The organism is Bacillus licheniformis DSM 13 = ATCC 14580 (genome assembly GCF_000011645.1).
Classification (GTDB): Bacteria; Bacillota; Bacilli; order Bacillales; family Bacillaceae; genus Bacillus; species Bacillus licheniformis.
On sequence record NC_006270.3, the window covers coordinates 3370745 to 3395835 of the forward strand.

The following is a 25091-nucleotide window of genomic DNA, read 5'->3' on the forward strand; positions in this document are numbered from 1 at the left end:
TTTTTTTATGATTATTCGAATCCGTTAACCATTGTGTCCGGATCCGGACCGACGCGCTCATCTTTATTAAGAGCGTTGATTTTTTCGACATCTTCCGCCGATAATTCAAAATCAAAAATGTCGGCATTTTCAATAATGCGGTGTTCTTTGATGGACTTCGGAATGGTGACGACTTCATTTTGCAAATCCCAGCGCAGGATGACTTGAGCAACGGATTTGTTGTATTTTTTAGCGATGTCAGTCAGCACCTGATCATCGAGGAGTTTTCCCTGCATGAGCGGAGACCATGCTTCCACCTGAATGCCTTGCTTCTTGCAGTAGTCCCTAAGCTCAGTCTGAGTGAGGCGCGGATGGAATTCAACCTGATTGACCATCGGTTTAATTTCCGCATCTTCCAATAAGCTTTCCAAATGGTGGACATTGAAATTGCTGACTCCGATCGCTTTCACTCTGCCGTCTTTGTACAGCTTTTCAAGTGCGCGCCACGTATCTTTATATTTGTCTTTTCCTGGCCAATGAATCAAATATAAATCAAGGTAGTCAAGGCCGAGTTTTCGAAGGCTTTCATCAAAAGCCGCCAATGTTTTTTCATATCCCTGGTCACTGTTCCAAACCTTTGACGTGATGAAAAGCTCTTCGCGGGGAACGCCTGATTCCTTAATCCCTTTGCCGACGCCTTCTTCATTTTGATAGATAGCGGCTGTGTCAATGCTCCGGTATCCGTTTTTAATGGCTGCTTTTACAGATTCAACGACTTGGCTGCCTTCTTCCACTTTGAAAACTCCAAGTCCAAACCATGGCATTTTCACACCGTTATGTAATGTCACAGTGTCCTTTAAACTGCTTACCATTTTGAACGACCACCTTTCTTTTTTTCAGATGCTTTTAAACGCACCGCTTTTATTATCTCACACTGGGTGGATTTTACAAAACAACTTGCTCAACCGATGGAATGAGCCAAAGCAAGCGCTCCGGTGATTCCCTGATCGTCGCCAAGGCCCGGCGGCACGATGTATTCTTCAAGATCAGGCAGGTCGACATATCCGTTCAAATATTCGGCCAGCTTTTTGCGAATCAGCGGGAACAGCTGCTGCTGCTTCATGACACCGCCGCCCATGATGATTTTTTCAGGGCACAGAATCAAGATATATTGCATGAGGGCCTGTGCTAAATAGTCGGCTTCAAGCTCCCAAACTTCCTCGTTTTCAGCCAAATCCTTGCCCTTTTTCCCCCATCGCTTTTCAAGCGCCGGGCCCGATGCCATCCCTTCAAGGCAGTCCTTGTGATACGGACAGATTCCTTCAAACGTATCCTGCGGATGCCGTCTAATGAGTAGGTGACCCATTTCAGGATGGAGCGTGCTCTGTACGAGCCGGCCGCCGACAATCGCTCCTGCTCCGATTCCTGTGCCGACTGTGATATACAAGCAGCTCTCCAGGCCTTGCGCCTCTCCTTTCGTCAGCTCTCCAAGCGCGGCAGCGTTTACATCAGTCGTAAACGAAACCGGAATGCCAAGCCTTTTTTCCAATTCGGGAATAAACGGGTACCCCTTCCAGGCTAATTTCGGGGTATTGGTTATGTATCCGTAATCCTCTTTATTTTTTGCAACGGATATAGGTCCAAAAGAGCCCACTCCCATTGATGTGAGCTGATACTTGCTGAAGAAATCGGTCAGCTTTCCAATGGTCTCTTCAGGCGTCTCCGTCGGGATCGTCAGCCTGTCTATGATTTCTCCCTTTTCTGTTCCGACTGCACAAACAAACTTTGTGCCTCCTGCTTCTATTGCACCGTAATGTTTCATCCTCTCGGCTCCTTTTCATCTGTTTGAATTGCTCTAATTGAATCATAAATCAGACGATGAAAGAAAGCAATCGCACTGAACAATGGTTCACCAGAGCATGGGAGCTTTTGATGCTGACGGAAGAAAGCTTCCCGAAAATGTGGCAGTTTTTTAAACAACTGCCGCGTTCGCTTTTTCGCTTAAATAGGCTTCTGACCGCTTGATCGTAACCGTGAAAAAGAGGATTTTTTCAAGCCCCGCTCGAAGCTTTAATAAGGAGGGATATCATGAAGCATCCATTCGACAATTTCCGTTCTTTATTCCCGAAATTGTCTGATCATGTTCATCTTGCCGCATGTTCCGGAAGCGCATTGGCTCTGCCTGTTGCCAAAGCGGTCGATGAGTATCAGAACGGCCTTTTAACAGCCGGTGCAGACTGGAAAGCACATCTCGACAAGATGGATGAGACCAAGGAAAAATTCGCCCGGCTGATCGGTGCTGAAAAAGAAGAGATAGCCGTTTTGCCGTCAGTATCTGACGCAGTGGCCGCTGTGGCCGCCGCAATGCCGCAGCCACCCCGTCGAAGGCAGATCGCCTTCACGGATATCGATTTTCCTGCTGTCGGCCAAATTTGGCTTGCGCAAGACCGCTTCAAAGATCACCTCATCATCATTCAAAGCGAAGATGGGATGATTGACTTGGAACAATACGAAAAAGACGTTACCGATCAGACGCTCTTGACGTGTGTGCCCCATGCCGGCTATCGGAACGGGTTTAAGCAAGACATAAAGCAGATTGCCGAGATTGTTCATCAGAAAGGGTCGCTTTTATTCGTCGACGCCTATCAGACTGCCGGCCACATTCCGATTCATGTCAAAGACATGGATATCGACATCCTTGCGGCGGGGACGCGCAAATACATGCTCGGCATTCCCGGAACAGCTTTTTTATATATGAAACGCGAACTTTGCGAACAATTTGAGCCAAAAACGGCCGGCTGGTTCGGAAGGAGCGCGCCATTTGCCTTAGATTCAGGCTTTGCGGAAGGTGCGAAACGCTTCGAGTCGGGGACACCGTCATTTATCAGCATATATGCGGCAGACGCGGCATTGAAGCTGCTGCTTGAAGCGGAGCCCGACAGGATCGAGCCCTATCTGCGGCAGCTTGCGGCATTCTCTTTGCAATACGGTGCGGAAAAAGGCCTGAAGATCACAGGACCCAACACCGTACATAACAGAACAAGCCTGATCTCGGTGTATGCCGAAGAAGCCGCCCGTGTTGAATCCCTCTTGCGTGAAAAGCATATCATCGTCTCAAAGCGAAACAACGTCATAAGAATAGCCCCGCATTTTTACAATACAAAGGAGGAAATCGGATTTGTGATGGATGAGATCGCGGCAATCGTAGGCTAAGCCCCCGGCTTTAAAATGGACAGAATGCGATTTTTTCCTTAAACTATAAAAAACAATTTTCATCAAGGAATGAGACAAAATGGAGCTTTATATCGAAGGTGAATTAGAAGAGCATAGGAAGCTGCCGCACCGAAAAGTTTTGTTTGCCATTTTGGCTGTTTTGCTAGGGTCCGGGATTACCATCGGATATATCGTGTATACGCATTTTTATTCGATGAATCATCTGCCGAAAGGAAATTGGTTTCAGTCTTCCGGTTCGCCGAATCAAGCATACAACCTGAATTTGTATAGAGTGAACAAAGGCGGGGGAACGAACTCCCCTTCCGTCAGAGGGGAATTGACAACGGTTGCCACCGGTGAACGAAAGAATATCTATTGGGGATACGAAGAAGAACATGCCAAAATCGAATGGCAGGACAAATACCATGTGTCCATCAACAACAATGTGCTGGACGTCAGAACTGATATATATGATGGAAGAAGAGAGTGACGGCGTCACTCTCTTCTCGTGTACATATCATTTGGGACGCCGTTTAAAAAATGCGTTTCTTTTCCAATGGAAAAGAGGTGCAGCTCATGCATCGCCCTCGTGCACGCCGTATAAAATAAAGTCCGCTCTCTTTCCTTTTTGTATTGCTTTTCAGAAGCGTCATAAATGATGACGGCATCAAATTCGATCCCTTTCGCCAAATAGACGGGAATGACGACCACGCCTTTTTGAAACGTTCTCGTTTCTTTATCGATCAGTTTAAGCTCTGCATGCTGCTGAAGATGCTGGAACGCATCCCTGCATTCCCGGACTGTTTTACAGATGACTGCAATCGTCTCAAGTCCTTCTTTTTGAAGGGCGGTCATAAGGGAAGCCATCTCTTTATGGTGTGCATGAGGATCGGCTGATATTGTCAAAGTCGGTTTTTTGCCGTTCCTATTAAAAGCTTCGATCTCTTCGCCCCCTTCGATGATGCGCTTTGTCAATTCAACAATTTCTTTCGTCGACCTGTAGCTGCGCTTCAAGGTGATGATCTCCGTTTTTTCGCCTTCAAACACGCCTCCCGACAGAAGCGTCTTATCGTGATAGGCATGGGCAAGAATCGCCTGGTTTAAGTCTCCCAGCATCGTGATGCTGCACGCGGGAAACAAGCTCTCCAAAAAAGCAAGTTGAAAAGGCGTGTAATCCTGGGCTTCATCAATGAATAAATGGCGGATTGCCGTGTTTTTCCCCCCGCCTTTCAGCTTGTTTTTCATATATAAAAAAGGGACGGCATCTTCATAAAGCAGCTTCTCAAAACGAAAGCTTTTCTGAGTGAATGTGCAAATGCTCTGCCAGTCATCAGGGCGCGTTTGCGGGGTATAGCGTCCGGAAAAAAGCTGAAGGTATGTTCCTTTAAAATCAATAAAGCCGAACGCTTTTACCACTTGCTTGAGCGGCTTGAACTCCCTTTCGGCAACGATGGAGGCAAGGAGGTTTCGCTCCCTTTCATAATCGTCAAACGTATTCTCCGTAAAGCGCTGTTCCTCCTGAAGACGTTTATAAGCCTTTAAGTATTCCTCTTTATCCAGCAGCTCGCTTTCTTCGATGACCCAGTCTTTTTTTCTTTCCTGGCGTTCATATTTATTCAGGAGCTGCAACAGCCATTTTCCCGTTTGTTCAATCCGGTTGGACAGCGTGTCTGAATGATCAAGGGCCGCGAAAAATTTCCGCATCTGACCGCTTGTGATGATCCTTTTTCCGCGAAAGGTGATATGTTTAAACACCAGGTGCCCTTTTGCCAAATATTTGACGTAATCATCGATGATGCCTTTGAAAGCCAGACTGGATTTCAATTCAATCGATTTCATCCGGATGCGCTGCTCCTCACCGTCTGAAGCGGTTAAACAATATTCAAGCTGATCGAACGGAGTCTCGCATGGTACCTGCTTTCCAAGGCGGCGCGCTACAAATTCCTGGAACGTCGTCTGCTGGATGTTTTCCTCTCCGAGCTCAGGCAGAACATTGGCGACATAGCTGTTAAAAAGCAGGTTTGGAGAGAATAGCAGCATCTGGCTCGACTCGATCTGCCCGCGGCCGCGGTACAGCAAATATGCGGCCCGCTGCAATGCCGCCGACGTTTTTCCGCTGCCAGCCGCTCCCCGAACAATTAAAAAGCGGCTCTTTTCGTTCCGAATGATCTGATTCTGTTCTTTTTGAATCGTCGCGACGATGCTTTTCATCTGGATATCGGCCTGCTGCCCCAGCACTTCCTGAAGGACTTCATCCCCAATCGCCATATCCGTATTAAACATCGCTTTCAGCTGTCCGTTTTTGAAGAGAAATTGCCTTTTCAGCTCAATCGTTCCCCTGACCGTCTCGTCCGGAACTTCGTATTGAGCCGCGCCGGGTCCATAGTTATAGAACAGACTGGAAATCGGCGCTCTCCAATCATAGATCAAAAACCGCTCTTCTTTTTCATACATTAAAGAGGCGAGTCCGATGTAGACGGACTCAGCGTTTTCTTCGCCGTCCTCCAAAAAATCTACGCGGCCGAAATAAGGCGATTCTTTCACTTTTAACAGGTTTTTCAGCTGGCTGTAAAACTGCTTATGGCTCCTTTCCCTCTCAGCCAAAACCTCAGCCTGCTGTTTAATGCTAAAAAATGTTTCAACCGCTTCATTTTCATCGGCTATGTTTACGGTGACATCGCTCCAAAAATGTTTCCGTAAATCGATGATATCCTCCTTCAATCCGCCGGTTTTTCCCTTTAGAGAATGAAGCTTTTGATCCAATTCCTTTAAAACAAGCCGGATTCGTTTTTCCTCTTCCAGCCATTCCTGACCGTTTTCCTGCACGCTGACCACTCCCTAAAAAGATTTGACATCGAAAAAGATTCATGATAAAATAAAAATGGATAAAATTATAATTATTGAAATTTTATGTTAAAATACACTTCATCTTATCATATAACCTTTGGTCAAATCAATATAAAAAGCCGATTTTTCAATCAACGAAAAATCGGCTTTTTTCTATTCAGCTGTGGGACCGCAGCGAACGGTTCGGCAGCTTCCAGTTGAACATGTACGAACATACACGGCACGCGACCAGCAAAGCAAACAGGATATACAACGTGAGCGGCTTCTCCGCCCAGCCCATGCCGATAATGAATCCGCCCAAAGCGGCCCAAACGGCGTAAATCTCCGTTTTCAGCACAAGCGGCTTTCTTCCGGCCAGAAGGTCCCGGATCATTCCGCCGCCGCTTCCTGTTAAGACCGCCGCAACGATCACTGCGCTGACCGGATGGTTCATGTGAACGGCATAAAGGGCTCCTTGTATCGCAAATGCGGCAAGACCGATCGCGTCTGAAAAGCTGCCCCAGATGCTCCAGTGCTTTAACAGGAGCTTCGGAAACAAAAAAACGATCGTGATCGAGACAAGAGCGATTAGAAACAGACTCCCCTGCTCCCACAAGGCGGACACTGGAACTCCGATGAGCAGGTTTCTGATCGCCCCTCCGCCGAACGCTGTCACAATCCCCAATATATAAACTCCTAAAATATCATACTCTTCTTCCATTGCAACGATCGCTCCGCTGATCGCAAAAGCGACGGTTCCGATGATGCTCAACACTTCCCAAGCCATCTAAGATGTCCTCCATACTAAACTTCAATCTTTTTGATTTTATAACTTCTCCAACCTTTAAATCAACCCTCTCTGAATCAAAATATCTTATAATATAGAAAGATGTTTTTAAAGGGGTGGAAACATGGGACAGGAGGTCATCATCGAAAAAGCGAAAGCCGAGTGGGCGCACGAATTTGAAGCTGAAAAACAACAGCTCGCAGATGTCCTCGGAAAAAAAGTTCTCGCTATCGAACAAATCGGCAGTACCTCTGTTCCCGGCCTTGCAGCAAAACCGGTACTCGATTTGATGGCCGGCGTGAGCAGTCTCAGCGAAGCTTCAGTTGGATCGAACCGCTTCAGGAGCTCGGCTATGAGCACGTATTTCACGAAGCCTTCCCAGCCAGGCGTTTTTTTCGAAAGGGAAAGCGGAGGGCGGGCACACGCCATCTGCACGTATACATTTTTCAAAGCGAAGAATGGAAAAATCAGCTGAGATTCCGAAATTATTTAAGAAAGCATTCAGTCGAGCGGCAAGCCTATGAAACATTGAAAAAAACTTGGCGCGGCGTTTTCCATATTACCGGACTCCTATACAAAAGGAAAAGAATCGGTTCATCACAGCCGTGATTGAAAAAGCAAAACATTCGGAAAGGAGCGGCACGGCATGCTGAAAAAGACAAAACATAAACTGCTTACTATAGCCATCGCCTTCATTATGGCGGTTTTGTTGTACTACTATGTCCAAGTTACGAAGTGAAAGCGGGATTATACGTGCAAGGCCATTCTGACTGTTTTGAGGATATGCCCTTCGAAATCTTCATCATATTCGGCGACATCCTCAAAACCCTTCGCCTTGTAAAAGTTTTTTCCGGTGCGGTTTTCTTTTTCAACCTCTACAAAGATCTTTTTCACTCCCTTTAAATGGTTCATCCCCTCTTCCAATAATGCGGTTCCGATGCCTTTTCCCTGGTATTCCGGAGCTAAATAAACGGCTGCGAGATAGGCTACCCCTCCTTCTCTGACAAAGGAGTAGTTGGCAAAGCCGACGATTTTTCCGTCCGCTTCCGAAACGAGCATTAACGAGTGTTCCAAACGCTGCTGCATTCTTTCGTCATTGTACGCTTTCTGCAAGAACTTCTCTTGAATATCGAAAGGAATGATCCCTTCATACGTATGATTCCAGCTTGTTTTGGCAATCTGCTGTACTTGAGGGATGTCTTTCTTTTTCATTTTGCGAATCTTACACTCCATCCTCATCATCCTTCACATCTATTTGATAATTTCCAAATATTATAACATCCTTTCTATTGAACATGTATAAGAAATAAAAAAAGAGCATTGTCAGACAATGCTCTTTTTACTCGTCTTTCCCCTTGAGAAAGCACATAAAAATGATAATCAAAATAAATGCAATAAGGGCGAGAAACGGAATCGTGATGAAACCGAACCAATTGATATACTGCCCTGAGCAAGGCACTCCTGTGACACACGGTTTAATGCCGTTGAATCCGGGAATTTTTTGTTCCATGTAGTGCATCAGGGAAATGCCTGCGCCGATCACCGCCATCGGCAGCACGTATTTTTTCACGCGGGCATCGCCCTGAAATGTCGCAATTCCGAGAATCAGCACGAGCGGATACATCATAATCCGCTGATACCAGCACAGTTCGCAAGGAATAAATTTGCGGATTTCGCTGAAGTACAAGCTGCCTAGCGTCGCCGTTAATGAGACGATCCAGGCGCCGTACAGAAAAAGCAGTTTATTTTTCATCAGACTGGCCTTTCAGCTCTTTCTCGATCGTTTCTTTGATTTTGTCATAATCAAACGGTTTGTCGATTTTTACGCCGTTGACAAAGATCGTCGGCGTCGAGTCTACACCGTATTTGTTGATGAGCGAATTGTCCGTTTTTAATTGCTCAGCGAACGTTTTGTCATTTAAGCTGCTGACAAGCTTATCGCGTTTGATTTTCGTATTGGCTTCCGTGATGTCCGCCAATTTTGCCGGCGTCGCCCACTCGTTTTCCATCGTGTCATTGTCAGGCTGCGCCTTGTACAACGCCTCATGGAACTTCCAGAATGAATCCGGATCTTCCTTCCATACCTGCTCGGAAGCGAGGGCGCTCAATTCAGAGCCTCTGCCGTGCTGTTCATTGACGAAGTTAATATATGAAAAATTAACTTGATCTTTATCGATGTAATCCTTTTTCAAATCCGGAAAGACGGTCTCAGTCCACTGTTTGCAGCTGGGACATTTGTAATCTCCGAATTCCGTGATCGTTACAGCCGCATCTTTGTTGCCTAGAAGCGGCTGTCCTTCAGTTGAAGGCTTGTCATCAAAGGTTTGCGAAGCATTTTGGGTTTGATTGTTGATTACGACAAGTGCGCCGATCAGAAAAACGACCACGACTGTCATAATCACTGCAAATTTCATCGGTGACTGCTGTTTCTTCTTCACTTAGACACCTCATTATTCTTATTTTTTAGTATGCCAGTTTGATAACCTCTTTCATTTTAACAAGACAAGCCGCATTCGTGAAGATGCTAAAAAAGGAATTTCCAGTTCATTAGGTGGTAAAAAAGTTACATTTCTTTCACTTTTAATACCCTCATCGCATTTAAAACAGCCAGAAGGGTAACACCGACGTCTGAAAAGACGGCTTCCCACATCGTCGCGATGCCAAAAGCACCCAGGATGAGAAAAACTCCTTTAACGCCGAGTGCAAAAATAATATTCTGCCAGACAATCGTCCTCGTCCGCTTGGCAATGCTGATGGCTTCCGCAATTTTTGAAGGCTGATCCGTCATGATCACAATATCAGCCGCTTCGACTGCCGCATCAGAACCGAGGCCTCCCATGGCAACCCCGATATCCGCTCTCGCCAAGACCGGCGTATCGTTGATGCCGTCTCCTGCAAAAAGCAGCTTTTCTTTTGGAAGTTTTTGCTTATCTAATGTTTCAATACGGTCCACCTTGTGCTGCGGAAGTAGCTCCGCATGCACTTCATCAATGGACAGCTGTTCGCCGACCGCCTCACCGGTGTCTTTCGCGTCGCCCGTCAGCATCACCGTTTTTTTAATACCCGCTTTTTTCAAAGCGGAGATCGCACGCTTGGCATCCTCTTTGATTTCGTCAGCGATGACAATCGAGCCGATAAACGTATCGCCGGCGGCTACATAAACAACAGTTCCGATTTCACTTTCCTTTTGATACTGTATGCCGGCTTTCTTCATAAGCTTGGCATTCCCGGCTAAAATGACGGCTCCGTCTACAACCGCTCTGACGCCGAAGCCGGCCGTCTCGCTGTAATCTTTGATGCGGTCCGCTTGTACTTCCTTCCCGTATGCTTCACGGATCGACTCGGCGATCGGATGGCCGGAGAAATGTTCGGCAAGCGCCGCATATTCAAGCAGTTCATCTTCTTTGACATGGCTTGCAGGCGACAGCTTGACAACGGCAAATTCCCCTTTTGTTAAAGTGCCTGTTTTGTCAAAAACGGCGTATTTGACATCATTCAGCGCTTCTAAATAATTGCCGCCTTTCACGAGTATACCTGCTTTTGACGCCGCTCCGATGCCGCCGAAAAAGCCGAGCGGAATGGAAACGACGAGCGCGCACGGACAAGAAATGACCAAAAAGACAAGGGCGCGGTACACCCAATCTGACAGCAGGGCGCCTGAAATAATCAGCGGCGGGACAAAAGCGAGAAGAAGCGCGATTATCACAACGAAAGGCGTGTAATACTTGGCGAATTTGGTGATAAAATTCTCTGTTTTCGCTTTTCTGCTGCTGGCATTCTGAACGAGGTCAAGAATCTTTGAAACGGTTGATTCACTGTATTCTTTGTCCACTTCCACTTCAAGCACGCCGTTTTTGTTGACAAATCCGCTCAGCACCTCTGTTCCGGGAGCGGCTTCTCTCGGAACGGATTCTCCGGTTAATGCGGACGTATCGACAAGCGATTTGCCTGCCCGCACTTTGCCGTCAAGCGGCACTTTCTCTCCCGGCTTGACGATGATGATATCGCCGGCTTTGACCTCATCGGGAGACACTTTGACCGTTCCGCCTTCGGTTTGAAGATTGGCATAGTCGGGACGGATGTCCATCAAATCGCTGATCGACTTCCGGGAGCGGGTGACCGCGGCTCCCTGGAACAGCTCGCCTATTTGATAGAACAGCATAACCGCCACACCCTCGGGATACTGCTGAATAATAAATGCCCCCAGAGTGGCGATCGTCATTAAAAAGTGCTCATCAAAAACCCGGCCGCGAAAGATGTTTTTGACGGCCCTTAATACGACATCGCCGCCGATGATGAGGTAAGCTAGGAAAAAAAGAAGCCACTCGGCTGCGGTGCCGCCGGGAAGCAGAAAGCCCGCCGCACCGAGAACGGTTCCTGCAGCAAGCCTTGCAACCGTTTTTTTAAACCGTCCGTCGCTTTCTGGTGGGGCCTGTTTTGTCCCTTCCTTCAGCGTCGCGTTGACGTGCGGTTCGATCTCGGTTACTTTTTTCTTTATTATTAAAGAAATGTCTTCGCCGCTGTTTTGGTCGACTTGGACAGTCAGCGTGCTTGTTGCAAAATTGACCGAACACGCTTCAATCCCCTTCATACCGGCTATCTCATGCTCAATTTTTTGTGCGCAATTGCTGCAGTCAAGGCCGTTTAGCGTGTACTCCTGTTTCACCTTTTCCATCTCTCTCACCTTTCTTTTTCAGCGCCGGGCTTTATTTTATATATGAGCATATACGCATATATTATCTACCCTTATTATATGCTTCATCCGAAAAATGTGTCAATCGATCTTTGTTATCATACGCACCGGCTGTTTCCGTGTTTACCCTGATCCGCGTCTGCGAAAACTCTGCTGGCATATTGGAAGCAATGCCCAAATATACTTAGTTTAGCTATTAAACTAACAAGCTTTTTTCATAAGGAGTGAGCGCTTTTGAAAAAATCGTGTCTGATGATCGTCTGCCTCGCCTTTCTTCTTGCTTTTTCCGCAGGCTGCAAAAGCAGCACCGGCACAAAGCATACGGAAGAAATAAAAGTCTGGGATTACTTTACCGGCAAGCAGCAGGATCTTTATCATGAGCTTGTCGAACAGTACAATCGGTCCCAGGACCGGTACAAGGTCGTAACGGAGTACATTCCTTTTAATGAAGTGAAAAAGCAGCTGTCTGTCGGTACAGCCGGCAATGCCATGCCTGACGCCGTATTCCTTGACAATGTCGACAATGCTTCATTCGCCGCTATGGGCGTGCTCGAAGATTTGACGGAGAAAATCGAACAATGGGGGCAGGCTGACCAGTTTTATGAGGGGCCTCTATCATCAGCCGGATATGAAGAGAAGTACTACGGCATCCCTTTCGCAAGCAATGCGCTTGCCTTGTTTTACAACAAAGACCTCTTGAAGAATGCAGGGATCTCCAAACCGCCTGAAACGTGGAGCGATCTGAAAAAAGCGGCGGAAAAAACGAGCAAAGGCCAAACGAAAAGATTTGCCCTGTCAGCCGTAAAATCAGAGGAAAGCGCTTTTCAATTTTATCCGTTTCTTTTGTCTTCCGGAGCAGATCTAAAACAGCTGAATTCAAAAGAAGCAGCCTCTTCTCTTCAGTTTTTAACAGATCTGATCAAGAAAGGCGCAATGAGCAAGGAAGTGTTAAACGCCACCCAGGATGATCTGGCCAGACAGTTTGCAGCAGGTCAGCTCGCCATGATGATCAACGGCTCCTGGAATATTGAACGGCTGGAAGAAGCCGAAGACTTAAATTACGGGATTACCTATATCCCGAAAGATCAAACATTCGCTTCTGCCCTCGGCGGCGAAAATATTGCCGTCGTTAAAGGAAAAAACACCGCCGGCGCCTGGGATTTTATCAGTTGGCTGATCGATCCGGAGCGGCTCGAAACGCTGACAGCAGAAACAGGCGTGTTTCCGCCGCGCAAAGATTTGCTCGAATCATCGAGCCATTGGAAAACAGATGATAATTTAAAAGCCTTCATTCCAATCATAGAGATCGCATCAGCCCGCGGCCCTTCGAAAGACTGGCCGAAGATTTCGGAAGCTTTGCAGACTGCCCTGCAGGAAGCATTGAGCGAAAGCAAAACGCCGAAAGAAGCGCTGGATGAGGCCGCGCAAAAAATCAGCGCCTTAAACTAGCTTTAAGCGCACGAAGGAGTTTTGTCATGATCAGAGCCATTGTCCGTAAATGGGAAGGGTACTTTTATTTGTTTCCGGCAGTTCTTTTTATGCTTGCTCTTATCGGTTATCCTCTCATCTACAACATGATTCTCAGCTTTCAAAACGTATCGCTTGCAAATATAGCCTCACACGATATCAGCTTTATCGGAATCGAAAATTATCAGCGGCTTGCCCAGGATAAAATATTTTGGGCATCTTTAAAAAACACGCTGCTTTACACGGCCGGAAGCGTTGTATTTCAGTTTGCAATCGGCTTTTTGCTCGCTTTGTTTTTCAGCATGAAGTTCAGGCTTGCCCCGTTTCTCAGGGGATTGATGATGGTGAGCTGGCTCATCCCGCTGACGGTTACGGCGCTTTTATTCAAGTTTATGATGGCTTCAAACGAAGGAGTGTTCAATCAGCTGCTCCTATCATGGGGAATGATCGACACCCCGATCCCCTGGCTGTCAGACCCGAATATGGCCATCTGGTCCGTTATCATCGCCAACATCTGGGTCGGCATTCCTTTTAATATGCTGCTCATATCCGCTGGACTCAGCTCCCTTCCGGAAGACGTCTATGAAAGCGCAAGCCTTGACGGCGCCAATGCTTTTCAGAAATTCATCCATCTGACACTGCCTTTATTGCGGCCGGTGATCACTGTCGTCATGATGCTCGGCTTCATTTATACGTTCAAAGTGTTCGATCTTGTGTTTGTGATGACTGGAGGCGGTCCCGTGGACGCAACTGAAGTCCTGTCAACCGTCAGCTACCGCTACTCCTTTGACGAATTTCAATTCAGCATGGGCGCGGCAAGCGCCAATGTCCTGTTTCTTATTCTTCTTTTGGTCAGTCTCGTCTATTTGCGGCTGATCAAAAAAGATGAGGTGATGTCGTGAAAACGAACCAAAAGGAATGGCTCTTTAACATTATTGGCGTCCTCGTTACAGCCGGCTTTTTATTCCCCGTTTACTGGATGATTGCTACGGCTTTCAAAAGCGATGCCGAATTGTTTAAAACACCGCCTTTATTGTGGCCCGAGACATTCCGCACGGCCGGCTTTGAAGCTGTGTTCACTTCTGGCGTCGCCGGATACTTTTTGAACAGCCTCCTGATTTCCGGGGCGGCTGCCGTCATCGTTCTCATATTGGCCGTTCCTTCCGCCTACGGCTTGGCGCGCTTTCGGATCAAGGGCAAAAAAATGTTCATTTTACTGTTTCTCATCACGCAAATGCTGCCTGCCACCGTTGTTTTGACTCCGCTGTTTATCGCCTTTAATCAACTGAACATATTAAATACGTATATCGGACCGATTTTGACGGGGGCAACGCTCGGCGTTCCTTTTTCTGTTTTAATGCTCAGAACCTTTTTTCTTGGGATTCCCAAGGACCTTGAGGATGCGGCCAAAATCGACGGCTGCAGCCGTTTTACCGCGTTCATCCGCATCATTTTGCCTATCAGCGTACCCGGGATTGCCGTCAGCGGAGCGGTTTCTTTCTTTTTCACATGGGGAGATTTGATTTACAGCATGACATTCAACCGAAATCAGGAGCTGTGGCCGCTGACGGCCGGCATTTACAATGTGATCAGCCAATACGGAATCCAGTGGAATGATCTGATGGCATTTGCCGTTTTATCGGTTCTGCCTGTCATCATCATTTTTATGCTGCTTCAAAAGCAGCTTGTTAAAGGACTTATCAATGGATCTATCAAGTAAAAAGAAAGGGTGTTTTCGATCATGAAATTTTCAGACGGCTACTGGCTGACGCGCGAAGGATATCACATCAACACGCCGAAAGAAGCCTACGACCGAATGATTGATCAGCAATCATTGACCGTGTACGGGCCTGTCAAAGCGGTTCAAAAGCGCGGGGACACGCTCGACACCCGCATGCTCACCGTCAGATTTTCGAGTCCCCTTGAAGACATGATCCGTGTGCAAGTGTTCCATTTTCAAGGGGAAACGCCTCGGAAACCCGACTTTCAACTGCATACGGCAGATGTTGAACCGGTCATCACCGAACACGATGATGCGTTGACCTTCCAAAGCGGCAGCCTGTGCGTCGAAGTGAGCAAAAACGGTTGGGGCTACCAATTTTCACGTGATGGACAGAGCCTGACCGCAAGCGAATCGAACAGCCTCGCCTATATCACAAGCGATGACGGGCGCACCTTTATGAGGGAACAGCTCAACATCGGCGTCGGCGAATTGCTCTACGGCCTTGGCGAGCGTTTTACGGCATTCGTGAAAAACGGCCAAACCGTCGACATCTGGAATCAGGACGGCGGAACAAGCACAGAGCAGGCATATAAAAATGTGCCGTTCTATTTGTCAAACAAAGGGTACGGTGTTTTTGTCAATCATCCCGAGCTCGTCTCGTATGAAATCGGTTCTGAAGTCGTATCCAAAGCGCAGTTTTCGGTCGAAGGAGAATCGCTCGACTATTTTGTCATCAGCGGCGCCGAACCAAAGGATGTTTTGAAACGCTATGCCGCGTTAACGGGAAAACCGGCGCTTCCCCCGGCCTGGTCTTTCGGCCTCTGGTTGTCAACATCGTTCACAACCGACTATTCCGAGGAGACCGTGACCCGCTTCATCGACGGGATGACCGAACGCGGCATCCCGCTCAGCGTGTTTCATTTTGACTGCTTCTGGATGAAAGAATTTGAATGGTGCAATTTCGAATGGGATGAACGATATTTTAAGCAGCCTGAAGCCATGCTCAGCCGCCTGAAAGAAAAGGGCCTGAAAATATGCGTCTGGATCAACCCTTACATCGCGCAAAAATCAAAGCTTTTTCAGGAAGGAAAGGAAAACGGCTACTTCTTGAAAAACAGCCGGGGGGATGTATGGCAGTGGGACCGGTGGCAGGCCGGAATGGCCATCGTCGACTTCACAAATGAAAAAGCGCGTGACTGGTATTGTTCAAAGCTTGAAAGCCTGCTCGACATGGGGGTCGACTGCTTTAAGACCGATTTCGGAGAACGGATTCCGAGTGACGCTGTTTACTTTGACGGATCAGATCCCGAAAGAATGCACAATTATTATTCTTATTTATACAACAAGACCGTATTTGACTTGTTGAGGCAAAAGCGCGGCGAACGGGAAGCGGTCGTGTTTGCAAGGTCTGCGACGGCCGGCGGCCAGCAATTTCCCGTACACTGGGGCGGGGATTGTTTTGCCAGCTATGATTCAATGGCTGAAAGCCTGCGCGGCGGCCTGTCGCTTTCTCTTTCAGGCTTCGGCTTCTGGAGCCATGATATCGGCGGATTTGAAAGCACGGCAACAGCCGATTTGTATAAGCGCTGGACCGCATTCGGCCTCTTGTCGACGCACAGCCGCCTGCACGGGAGCGAGTCATACCGCGTTCCGTGGCTGTTTGACGAAGAAGCGGCCGATGTCATGCGGTATTTTGTCAAACTGAAGCACAGGCTGATGCCTTATTTGTACGCCGCTGCACATGAAGCGCACGCTGAAGGCATTCCGATGATGCGGGCGATGCTCCTCGAATTTCCCGGAGACAACACCTGCCACTGGCTTGACAGACAGTACATGCTCGGCGGAAGGCTGCTCGTCGCTCCCGTTTTTCAGGAAGACGGCGCTGTCCGTTATTATTTGCCAAAAGGCACGTGGACACACCTTTTGACGGGAAAAGAGACGGAAGGCGGAGAATGGAAAGAAGAACGGTACGGCTATATGAGGCTTCCCCTGTTCGTCAGGGAAAACACACTGCTGCCGCTGGGGCAGGAATCCGGGCGACCTGATTATGATTATCTCGACGATGTGACGTTCTGCCTCTATCATTTAAAAGACGGCTGTACAGCCGAACAGACGATTTACAATGAAAAGGGCGAAGCAATGACACTCAGAGCTTCACGGCATCAAAATACGATTGCCGTGAAAACAACGGGCGTCCAAAAGAACTGGAAGCTGCTCCTCCGCGGTCTTTCTGTCACCTCTGTTATTAACGGAGCTGCGGAAGCGCTTCAGGAGGGAACAGCGGTTCAGCCAAAAGAAAAAGAACGGGATGTCTTCATTTATTTCTAAAAAGGAGTGATCAGGATGCTGAAAACGGTCCGCATCATCATATTGGGCGCAATGTGCACGATCCTTTCCGCCGCCGGTTTCGATCCGCCGCAGCCCGCAGCCGCTAAAAGCCAGGCTGATGAATATGAGTATCCCTTTCAAGATCCCAGTCTCCCTGTACAAAAAAGAGTCAGCGACTTGCTTTCACGGCTGACCCTTGAGGAAAAAGTGTCACTGATGCATCAATATCAGCCCGCCGTTCCCCGGCTGGGCATTCCCGCTTTTAAAACGGGCACAGAAGCGCTTCACGGCGTCGCCTGGCTCGGGGAAGCAACCGTTTTCCCGCAGGCTTTCGGGCTCGCGCACACATGGGACCGCTATTTAATCAAACAAATCGGCTCGGCGGTCGGTGATGAAGTCCGCGGCTTCCACCACCTTGATCCCGCGGCAAACGGAGTCAACGTCTGGGCGCCGGTCGTCGATCTGCTGCGTGATCCAAGGTGGGGAAGAAATGAAGAAGGCTATTCCGAAGACCCCTTTTTAACCGGGGAAATAGCAACCGCCTATGCCTCCGGGTTAAGGGGCGATCATCCCTTCTATTTGAAAACAGTTCCAACCTTAAAGCATTTTCTTGCCTATAACAACGAAACAGACCGGGGATTCAGCTCCTCAAGCATCGATCCCAGGAACATGCACGAGTATTATTTGAAGCCCTTCGAAACAGCAATTTCCAAAAAAGCCGCGTATGGACTGATGCCGGCCTACAATTCTGTCAACGATAAACCGGCCATTTTGAGCCCGCTGCTCGACAGTACAGTCAAACGTAGATGGGCCGGAGACGATTTCTTCATCGTCAGCGATGCCTTTGATCCTTCCGGAATCGTCAATGACCACAAGTATTATGACAGCCACGAAAAAGCCCATGCCCACGCCGTAAAAGCCGGCATTGACAACTTTACGGATCAGGGGGAAAATCCCGAGCTGACGAGAAACGCCTTAACCGGTGCCTTAAAGCAAGGCCTTATTTCTGAAAAAGACCTCGATCAAGCCTTGGCCAATACGTTCAGCATCCGTTTTCGCACGGGCGAATTTGATCCGGACGAACTCAATCCGTACAGCCGCCTGACAGATGACGTCATCAACAGTCCAAAGCATCAGCTGCTGGCGAAAAAAGCGGCTGAAAAAGCCATTGTTTTACTGAAAAACGACCAGGATCTGCTTCCTTTCAATGCCCGGAAGAATGAAAGCATTGCAGTCATCGGCCCGTTCGGAAATGCGCTTTACGAAGATTGGTACAGCGGAACGATGCCGTATCGGAAAACCCCGCTTGACGAAATCGCGGACAAAATCGGCAAAGACCGCGTCTCCTTTGCTGAAGGTCTGGAACAAAGCGGCTTCAAATCCGCGCTGACCGGAAAGTTTGTAACTGCAGGCCGGGACGGCAAACAACCGCTCACAGCAGCGGCTGATAAGCTTGAGAAAAGCGCGGCATTCGATGCGGCGGATTGGGGAGAAAGCATCTTCACCCTCCGCGCCCAAGCGAACGGCCTCTATGTCTCGCTTCAGGATGACGGCCGGCTGATCGCTGATCAGAAACAGCCGAACGGCCGGACCGTTAAAGAAACATTTCAGTTCGAACAGCAGTCTGACGGGACATTTGCCATCAAAAATACGGCAAACGGCAAATATCTCACCGCCGGTAAAGACGGCACATTAACAGCCGCCGCCGAAAAGCCGGCAACAGCAGCGGAAAAGTTTTCAAAGACGATCATCAAGAGCGGTACGGATGAAGCGGTTCAGCTGGCAAAATCCGCGGACAAAGCCATCGTGTTTGTCGGCAACAATCCTTACATCAACGGCCGGGAAACCGAAGACCGGAAAGATATTACACTCCCTCCGGCCCAGGAAAATCTGCTGAAAGCTGTTTCTAAAGCCAATACCAATACGGTGCTTGTCGTAACGAGCAGCTATCCGTTTGCTCTCAACTGGGCAAAAGCGCACATTCCTGCGATCATATATTCCGCTCACGGAGGCCAGGAGGCGGGAAGCGCATTGGCGGACATTCTCTATGGAGATGTAAATCCGGGCGGACGGCTGACGCAAACTTGGCACACCTCAGTCAAAGAACTGCCGGATATGATGAATTACGATATCATCAAAGGGAAAAGAACCTATAAATATTTCGTAGGCAAGCCGCTGTTTCCGTTCGGCCACGGGTTATCCTATACAGCGTTTCGCTACAGCGATTTAAGCCTTTCCTCTGACAGCATCAAAAAAGACGGATCTGTCACGATTCGCGTCAACGTCACCAATACAGGCGGAAGAAAAGGAGATGAAGTCGTTCAGCTCTATACCTCTCCCCTGTTTAAAACACGGGTTAAACAGCCGAACCTGGACCTGAAAGATTTTCAGCGGGTTGAACTGGCACCGAAAGAAACGAAAACCGTGACATTCAAGCTGAAACAGACAGACCTTGCCTTTTGGGATGTGACGAGAGAAACATTTGCCGTTGAAAGAGGCCCTTACAGAATATCCGTCGGCAGCTCGGCGGCGGACATCCGCAAGACAAAGCGGATCTTCGTCCAAGGCGAAACAATTCGGGAACGGAACTTGCGCCGAAAGACAAACGCTGAAGACTACGACGACTACAAAGGCGTGCTCATCACCGAAGAATCCAAATACGGCGGCGATGCGGTAAAAAGCAGTACAACAAACGCGTGGATCGCCTACCATGATGTCCGCTTCAAAGGCGAAAAAAGGATAGAAGCAAAGGTTGCAAGCAGCGGCGCCGGCGAAATCGGCATCTTCCTCGACCATCCTCAAAAAGGAAAGCAAATCGGTTCGTTAAAAGTGCCTGACACATCCGGATTGCAAAACTGGAAAACGGTAAAAGCTTCCGTCCGAAAATCGACAGGCACCCACCGCGTCTTTTTTGTCTTCAAAGGGAAAGTTGCAATCGATTCGTTTCAATTTGAAAGATAAACCGGCAAACAAGAAATTTTTTAAAGCCATGCAGCTTGATCTGCATGGCTTTTACCGTTTTTCAGCAATTTTAGCGCTTTACAATTTAGGAATGATATATTAGAATTCAATCAAAAGTTGCATTAGGTAAAAAAAATGTCTTTAGGCAATAAAAAATTGCCGAAACAAAAATATTGTATGCAGGTTAACTTTCATATAGACATAGAAAGGGGTTAATGAACGCTATGAAACCCGCAATTACCGTAAAAGATTTATATGTTTCTTATCACGGCGCAGAAGCGCTCCGCAATATTAATTTCTCACTCGATCAAGGAATGATGGCGGGCATTATCGGACCGAACGGCGCAGGAAAATCAACGCTGTTAAAATCCATGCTCCAATTGATTCCAAAAGATAAAGGCGACGTCCGTCTGCTGGGAAAACCGCTCAAAGATGTACGCAAGCAAATCGCCTATGTTCCGCAGCGAAATGATATGGATTGGACGTTCCCGATCAATGTCCTCGACACCGTCATCCTCGGCACGTATCCTGAACTCGGCCTTTTCAGACGTCCGAAAAAACGCGATAAAGACTGGGCGTATCACTGTCTTGAGAAAGTCGGGATGGCTGCATATGCCAAGCGTCAGATCGGCGAACTGTCAGGCGGACAGCAGCAGCGCGTTTTTCTCGCCAGGGCGCTCGCCCAAAAAGCAGAGCTGTTCTGTCTTGACGAACCGTTCGTCGGTATTGATGTGACAAGTGAAGAAATGATCGTCAGCATCTTAAAAGAACTTCGTGATGAAGGAAAGACCGTTCTTGTCGTCCATCACGATTTGAGCAAAGCGGACAGCTACTTCAATGAATTAATTTTGCTGAACAAAGAGCTGATTCAAAAAGGCCCTGTCTCCGACATCCTCAATCCCGACGTGATGATGAAAGCCTACGAATCTCAGCTTCCGTTCCTGCAATCGAAAAGAGGTGCGATCTGATGGAGTTTATCCATGGTTTGATGGAATATTCGTTTCTGCAAAAATCGCTGTTCACCTCGATTATGGTGGGCATCATTTGCGGCGTCATCGGCTGCTTTATCATTCTCAGGGGAATGGCGCTGATGGGAGATGCGATTTCACACGCGGTTCTTCCCGGCGTCGCCATCTCTTATATGCTCGGCGTCAATTTTTTCTTCGGCGCCGTCTTTACGGGCATCCTGACGGCTCTCGGAATCGGCTATGTCAGCCAAAACAGCCGGATTAAAAACGATTCGGCCATCGGCATCGTATTTACGGCCTTTTTCGCCGTCGGAATCATATTGATCACGCTTGTCAAAAGCTCAAGCGATCTGTACCATATCTTATTCGGAAATGTGCTGGCCGTTCGTTCATCAGACATGTGGATCACGCTCGTCATCGGAGTCATTATTCTTACCGCTGTCTTTTTATTTTACAAAGAGCTGCTCATCACCTCTTTCGACCCGACGATGGCGGCTGTCTACGGCTTGCCGAACCGGCTGATCCACTACTTTTTAATGACGCTTTTAACAATGGTCACGGTCGCATCGCTTCAGACCGTCGGCATCATCCTCGTCGTCGCGATGCTGATCACGCCTGCCGCAACCGCTTATCTATTGACGGACCGGCTGTGGGTGATGATCTATTTGTCCGCTTTCCTCGGCGCTTTGTCAGCGGTCATCGGCCTTGGATTAAGCTATACGTACAACCTCTCCTCAGGAGCGGCAATCGTGCTCGTGGCTACGATTTTGTTCGGACTTTCCTTTACGTTTTCACCGAAACAAGGCGTGCTTTGGAGAGCTGTGAAATCAAGAAGAAAACGGGCAGCGCTTCAACAATAACCGCAAAATAAAGGGGGAAAACAAAACATGAAATGGAAGCAAACATTAGCAATTGCGGCGGCATTGATTCTGATTCTCGCCGCCGGCTGCTCCTCGAAAAGCAGCAGCGAAGAAAACGGAAAGCTGAAGGTCGTCACCACCTACTCCATTCTTTATGACATCGTCAAACAAGTCGGAGGGGATCACATCGATTTATACAGCATTGTACCTGTCGGAACAGACCCGCATGAATACGATCCGCTTCCTAAAGACGTGCAAAAAACGACGGACGCCGATGTCGTCTTTTACAACGGATTGAATTTGGAGACAGGGAACGGCTGGTTTAACAAGCTGCTGGAAACAGCTGAAAAAGACGGTGATGACGCCCCTGTCTACAAGCTGAGCAAAGGGGTCAAGCCAAAGCATCTCACCGCTAAGGGAAAAGAAACGGAAGAAGATCCCCATGCATGGCTCGACATTGAAAACGGGATTCAATATGCAAAGAACGCAAGAGACGCGCTGATCAAAAACGATCCCGACCATAAAGAAGACTACGAGAAAAACGCGGAAGCCTATATCGGCAAGCTGCAAAAGCTTCATGATGAAGCGGTGAACCGCTTTAAAGATATACCGAAAGAGCGCCGCGTCCTTGTGACAAGCGAAGGGGCTTTTAAATATTTCGCTTCGGCCTACGGCGTCGACGCGCAGTATATTTGGGAAATCAACACCGAAAATGAAGGAACTCCCGGTCAGATGAAAAAAATCGTCGACACAGTGAAGAAAAAGGACGTCCCGGCCTTATTCGTGGAGACAAGCGTTGACCCGCGGAGCATGGAAAGCCTTTCAGCCGAAACGGGCGTGCCGATTAAAGCAAAAGTCTTCACCGATTCGATCGGAAAGCCCGGTGAAGCGGGAGATTCCTATTATAAGATGATGAAAGAAAACCTTGACCGGATCCATCAAGGCCTCGCCGAATAACCAATGAACTGCTGTACAGGATGTACAGCAGTTTTTTTCTTATGTTTTTCCGATTTTAAAGCAGGGTACAACGAAGGGAAAACGAGGAAAAAGGAGTGTGTTTCGTGAAATCTGGATATGAGGAATGCATCAAAGCCTGCCGAGAATGTCTTGAAGCCTGCAACCACTGCTTTGACAAATGTCTGATGGAAGAAGAGGCTGGGATGATGGCCGAATGCATCCGTCTTGACCGGGAATGCGCGGAGATGTGCGGTTACGCAATTCAAGCCATGACGCGCAACAGCCCGTATGCCGAAGATATTTGCCAGCTTTGCGCAAAGGTTTGCGAAGCTTGCGGCAATGAATGCAGCCAGCACAAGCATGACCACTGCCAATTTTGCGCTGAAAGCTGCTTTGCATGCGCGGAAGCGTGCAGAAAAATGGCTTCTTAACTTGAAACATCCGGCCCTCGAGCCGGATATTCTTATGTAGGAAATGTTTATTTTTTCTCCTTCCCCCTTTCTAAACTGATACAATATGACTATAAAAGGGGGTTTTATCATGAAAGACAGCGTGTTTCAAATGACTTCTGACACATATCAATCTCTCAGCGATTCAGAACGGCATTTGCTCGAGTACATTTATCAGCACTTAGACGTCATCGCCACTTTATCGATTGTAAAATTAAGCGAGGATGCAAATGTTTCAACAGCCACGATTGTCAGGTTAATGAAAAAACTCGGATATGACGGCTACACTTCTTTTAAGTATGCATTAAAAGAAAAACACCACCTCGGACACGCTCCGCTGATGGATGATATCGACAGCCAAATTAAACAGGCCGTGCTAAAGAATGAAAGAGAAGTTCTGGATACGATTAAGATGCTTGATATCGGGTTGATCGAAGATGCCATTCAAAAAATCAGCAATGCCGAAAAAGTTTACATCTTCGCAAGAGGATTGTCTGAAATGATTGGAACCGAGATGACGATCAAGCTTCAGCTGCTCGGCAAAAACTGCGAGATGCACAGCGACCCGAATATTATCAGAGGAAAGTCAAAAACACTGGCCAAAAAAGACCTCGGCCTTTTTGTTTCCTTGAACGGCGAGACAGAAGAGCTTGTTGAAGCCGCTCAAAATTTCAAATTGCAAGCCATTTCCACCATTACATTAACGACAAGGATCGATTCGCGTCTTGCGAAATTATCAGAGATCGTACTGGTCGGGTTTAAAGGGGAACAATCATTTTTTCCCGATTATGAAGTCCGCTCTCGCCTCCCTCTGCAAGTCCTCTCCCGCATCATGCTGGACTCATATGTCATCCGCACCGCTCATAGCTGAAAACCTTTACACAACCTGTAAACATCCCCCCTTTCATCTGTGACATAATGTCTGTGAAGCCACATATAAAGGGGGGATACAGCATGATCTATACATGCACGATGAACACCGCAGTCGACTTATTCGTTGAAACCGACGAGCTGCTTCCCGATGTTGTCAACCGTACTAAAGATGAAGATTATCAGCCAAACGGAAAAGGCGTCAATATTTCATTTATGCTCAAGCGCCTTGGTCTTGACAATACCGCGCTTGGCTTTACAGGCGGATTCACCGGGCGTTTTATTGAAAATGAACTGCTGAATGAAAAAATCGTCACAGACTTTGTCGAAGTGGAAGGCATCTCACGGATCAATATTTTTATCAATTCAACCCGGGAATTCAAGATTGTAAACAAAGGACCGCTCATATCTGAAGCCCGAAAACAGGAGCTGATCAACAAAATCCGTCAAATCCCGCCGGGCCGCTTCTTATTTATTTCAGGCAGTCTTCCGAGAGGAGTCCCTGATGACATGTACCTTTCGCTTTCCGAGATTGCCGCCGAAAACAAACTGAAATTGATCTTGGATATCAGTTCTCCCGTCCTATTAGATTGTCTTTCATACCATCCTTACCTGATTAAGCCGAATGAACAGGAGCTTGCCGCATTTTTCAGCCGGAAGAAAGCGCTGTCCGAAGAAGAAATCATCCATTGCGGAAAGGAACTTCTCGACCGCGGCGCTGAAAGGGTTCTCATCTCCCGCGGCAAAGACGGAGCCCTTTATTTGGACCGCCAAAGAACATTAAAAGCGACCGCCGCTAAAGGCAAAGTTGTCAATACAGCATGTGCCGGCGATGCCATGCTTGCCGTATTCGTCGGAAAACAGGAGCTCGGCTGTTCCGTTCCTGAAGCACTCAGGCACGCCTCTGCCGCCGGTTCCTTGACGGCATTCTCGAAAGGACTCGGTGATGTGTCCAAACTCGATCAAACAGCTTCACAAATTCAAATCACTCATTTATAAAGGGGGTTTTC

The 25091-nt window shown here is 47.9% G+C and carries 21 protein-coding genes and 1 pseudogene; 14 read left to right on the forward strand and 8 right to left on the reverse strand.

Features of this window, described 5'->3' with window-relative positions:
• Positions 1-11: 11 nt before the first annotated feature.
• Together TRNA_RS38880 and TRNA_RS38885 are read right to left on the reverse strand one after the other, a co-directional pair.
• Complete coding sequence (locus tag TRNA_RS38880) at positions 12-851, reverse strand: aldo/keto reductase (protein ID WP_003185195.1); 840 nt, start codon at positions 849-851, stop codon at positions 12-14.
• Between the two features lie 89 nt (positions 852-940).
• Positions 941-1801: an ROK family protein gene (locus tag TRNA_RS38885; RefSeq protein ID WP_003185197.1), complete on the reverse strand. Its 861-nt coding sequence runs from the start codon at positions 1799-1801 to the stop codon at positions 941-943.
• A 266-nt stretch (positions 1802-2067) separates the two neighbouring features.
• Between TRNA_RS38885 and TRNA_RS38890 the strand changes: the two genes are divergently transcribed.
• Positions 2068-3192 carry an aminotransferase class V-fold PLP-dependent enzyme gene (locus TRNA_RS38890; protein ID WP_011198281.1) on the forward strand — a complete coding sequence of 375 codons (1125 nt, stop codon included), beginning with the start codon at positions 2068-2070 and terminating at the stop codon, positions 3190-3192.
• Positions 3193-3271: 79 nt separating this feature from the next.
• Positions 3272-3682, forward strand: a complete 411-nt coding sequence (locus TRNA_RS38895; protein ID WP_003185200.1) for a DUF5412 domain-containing protein — start codon at positions 3272-3274, stop codon at positions 3680-3682.
• 5 nt (positions 3683-3687) lie between these two features.
• Here TRNA_RS38895 and helD read toward each other — a convergent pair whose 3' ends face one another.
• Positions 3688-6018, reverse strand: a complete 2331-nt coding sequence (gene helD, locus TRNA_RS38900; protein ID WP_003185203.1) for an RNA polymerase recycling motor HelD — start codon at positions 6016-6018, stop codon at positions 3688-3690.
• A 178-nt stretch (positions 6019-6196) separates the two neighbouring features.
• Positions 6197-6805, reverse strand: coding sequence for a trimeric intracellular cation channel family protein (locus tag TRNA_RS38905; RefSeq protein WP_003185205.1), 609 nt, complete (start codon positions 6803-6805; stop codon positions 6197-6199).
• A gap of 124 nt (positions 6806-6929) precedes the next feature.
• On the opposite strand from TRNA_RS38905, the pseudogene TRNA_RS38910 reads away from it, so the two are divergent.
• Positions 6930-7414 (forward strand): annotated as a pseudogene (locus tag TRNA_RS38910) (GrpB family protein).
• Between the two features lie 138 nt (positions 7415-7552).
• Here the strand turns inward: TRNA_RS38910 and TRNA_RS38915 are convergent.
• The 4 genes from TRNA_RS38915 to TRNA_RS38930 all read right to left on the reverse strand — a co-directional run bounded on the left by TRNA_RS38915 (position 7553) and on the right by TRNA_RS38930 (position 11480).
• The gene (locus TRNA_RS38915; RefSeq protein WP_009329580.1) at positions 7553-8038 is read right to left on the reverse strand and encodes a GNAT family N-acetyltransferase; all 486 of its coding nucleotides are present in this window, start codon (positions 8036-8038) and stop codon (positions 7553-7555) included.
• A gap of 106 nt (positions 8039-8144) precedes the next feature.
• Positions 8145-8558, reverse strand: a complete 414-nt coding sequence (locus TRNA_RS38920; protein ID WP_003185211.1) for a disulfide oxidoreductase — start codon at positions 8556-8558, stop codon at positions 8145-8147.
• Positions 8548-9243, reverse strand: a complete 696-nt coding sequence (locus TRNA_RS38925; RefSeq protein ID WP_003185213.1) for a DsbA family protein — start codon at positions 9241-9243, stop codon at positions 8548-8550. Before TRNA_RS38925 ends, TRNA_RS38920 begins: the two co-directional genes overlap by 11 nt.
• Positions 9244-9368: 125 nt before the next feature.
• Complete coding sequence (locus TRNA_RS38930) at positions 9369-11480, reverse strand: heavy metal translocating P-type ATPase (protein ID WP_003185215.1); 2112 nt, start codon at positions 11478-11480, stop codon at positions 9369-9371.
• Between the two features lie 252 nt (positions 11481-11732).
• Between TRNA_RS38930 and TRNA_RS38935 the strand changes: the two genes are divergently transcribed.
• From TRNA_RS38935 to pfkB, 11 genes are all read left to right on the forward strand, one after another.
• Positions 11733-12947, forward strand: a complete 1215-nt coding sequence (locus TRNA_RS38935) for an ABC transporter substrate-binding protein (protein WP_011198282.1) — start codon at positions 11733-11735, stop codon at positions 12945-12947.
• A 26-nt stretch (positions 12948-12973) separates the two neighbouring features.
• Complete coding sequence (locus TRNA_RS38940; RefSeq protein ID WP_011198283.1) at positions 12974-13867, forward strand: carbohydrate ABC transporter permease; 894 nt, start codon at positions 12974-12976, stop codon at positions 13865-13867.
• Positions 13864-14685, forward strand: coding sequence for a carbohydrate ABC transporter permease (locus tag TRNA_RS38945; protein ID WP_003185219.1), 822 nt, complete (start codon positions 13864-13866; stop codon positions 14683-14685). The genes TRNA_RS38940 and TRNA_RS38945 overlap by 4 nt, the downstream gene beginning before the upstream one ends.
• A 21-nt stretch (positions 14686-14706) precedes the next feature.
• Positions 14707-17016 carry an alpha-xylosidase gene (gene yicI / locus TRNA_RS38950; RefSeq protein WP_011198284.1) on the forward strand — a complete coding sequence of 770 codons (2310 nt, stop codon included), beginning with the start codon at positions 14707-14709 and terminating at the stop codon, positions 17014-17016.
• A gap of 15 nt (positions 17017-17031) precedes the next feature.
• The gene (locus TRNA_RS38955; protein WP_011198285.1) at positions 17032-19977 is read left to right on the forward strand and encodes a glycoside hydrolase family 3 protein; all 2946 of its coding nucleotides are present in this window, start codon (positions 17032-17034) and stop codon (positions 19975-19977) included.
• A gap of 224 nt (positions 19978-20201) precedes the next feature.
• Positions 20202-20945, forward strand: a complete 744-nt coding sequence (locus TRNA_RS38960) for a metal ABC transporter ATP-binding protein (protein WP_003185226.1) — start codon at positions 20202-20204, stop codon at positions 20943-20945.
• Positions 20945-21805, forward strand: coding sequence for a metal ABC transporter permease (locus TRNA_RS38965; RefSeq protein WP_003185227.1), 861 nt, complete (start codon positions 20945-20947; stop codon positions 21803-21805). Before TRNA_RS38960 ends, TRNA_RS38965 begins: the two co-directional genes overlap by 1 nt.
• 27 nt (positions 21806-21832) lie before the next feature.
• Positions 21833-22762 (forward strand): metal ABC transporter substrate-binding protein, encoded by a 930-nt coding sequence (locus TRNA_RS38970; protein WP_003185228.1) that lies wholly within the window; start codon positions 21833-21835, stop codon positions 22760-22762.
• A gap of 104 nt (positions 22763-22866) precedes the next feature.
• A complete protein-coding gene (locus TRNA_RS38975) occupies positions 22867-23193 on the forward strand; it encodes a four-helix bundle copper-binding protein (RefSeq protein ID WP_003185231.1) in 327 nt (108 codons plus the stop codon).
• A gap of 109 nt (positions 23194-23302) precedes the next feature.
• Positions 23303-24082: a MurR/RpiR family transcriptional regulator gene (locus TRNA_RS38980; RefSeq protein WP_003185233.1), complete on the forward strand. Its 780-nt coding sequence runs from the start codon at positions 23303-23305 to the stop codon at positions 24080-24082.
• 83 nt (positions 24083-24165) lie between these two features.
• Positions 24166-25080 carry a 1-phosphofructokinase gene (gene pfkB / locus TRNA_RS38985; RefSeq protein ID WP_009329594.1) on the forward strand — a complete coding sequence of 305 codons (915 nt, stop codon included), beginning with the start codon at positions 24166-24168 and terminating at the stop codon, positions 25078-25080.
• Positions 25081-25091: the final 11 nt, after the last annotated feature.

What these genes read in the sequence shown, in the direction of transcription:
- TRNA_RS38965 (WP_003185227.1), top strand. Translation starts at nt 20,945, where the DNA reads ATGGAGTTTATCCATGGTTTGATGGAATATTCGTTTCTGCAAAAATCG.
- TRNA_RS38915 (WP_009329580.1), bottom strand. Translation starts at nt 8,038, where the DNA reads ATGGAGTGTAAGATTCGCAAAATGAAAAAGAAAGACATCCCTCAAGTA.
- TRNA_RS38980 (WP_003185233.1), top strand. Translation starts at nt 23,303, where the DNA reads ATGAAAGACAGCGTGTTTCAAATGACTTCTGACACATATCAATCTCTC.
- pfkB (WP_009329594.1), top strand. Translation starts at nt 24,166, where the DNA reads ATGATCTATACATGCACGATGAACACCGCAGTCGACTTATTCGTTGAA.
- TRNA_RS38960 (WP_003185226.1), top strand. Translation starts at nt 20,202, where the DNA reads ATGAAACCCGCAATTACCGTAAAAGATTTATATGTTTCTTATCACGGC.
- TRNA_RS38885 (WP_003185197.1), bottom strand. Translation starts at nt 1,801, where the DNA reads ATGAAACATTACGGTGCAATAGAAGCAGGAGGCACAAAGTTTGTTTGT.
- TRNA_RS38940 (WP_011198283.1), top strand. Translation starts at nt 12,974, where the DNA reads ATGATCAGAGCCATTGTCCGTAAATGGGAAGGGTACTTTTATTTGTTT.
- TRNA_RS38880 (WP_003185195.1), bottom strand. Translation starts at nt 851, where the DNA reads ATGGTAAGCAGTTTAAAGGACACTGTGACATTACATAACGGTGTGAAA.
- TRNA_RS38890 (WP_011198281.1), top strand. Translation starts at nt 2,068, where the DNA reads ATGAAGCATCCATTCGACAATTTCCGTTCTTTATTCCCGAAATTGTCT.
- TRNA_RS38955 (WP_011198285.1), top strand. Translation starts at nt 17,032, where the DNA reads ATGCTGAAAACGGTCCGCATCATCATATTGGGCGCAATGTGCACGATC.
- TRNA_RS38920 (WP_003185211.1), bottom strand. Translation starts at nt 8,558, where the DNA reads ATGAAAAATAAACTGCTTTTTCTGTACGGCGCCTGGATCGTCTCATTA.
- TRNA_RS38970 (WP_003185228.1), top strand. Translation starts at nt 21,833, where the DNA reads ATGAAATGGAAGCAAACATTAGCAATTGCGGCGGCATTGATTCTGATT.
- TRNA_RS38930 (WP_003185215.1), bottom strand. Translation starts at nt 11,480, where the DNA reads ATGGAAAAGGTGAAACAGGAGTACACGCTAAACGGCCTTGACTGCAGC.
- TRNA_RS38905 (WP_003185205.1), bottom strand. Translation starts at nt 6,805, where the DNA reads ATGGCTTGGGAAGTGTTGAGCATCATCGGAACCGTCGCTTTTGCGATC.
- yicI (WP_011198284.1), top strand. Translation starts at nt 14,707, where the DNA reads ATGAAATTTTCAGACGGCTACTGGCTGACGCGCGAAGGATATCACATC.
- TRNA_RS38895 (WP_003185200.1), top strand. Translation starts at nt 3,272, where the DNA reads ATGGAGCTTTATATCGAAGGTGAATTAGAAGAGCATAGGAAGCTGCCG.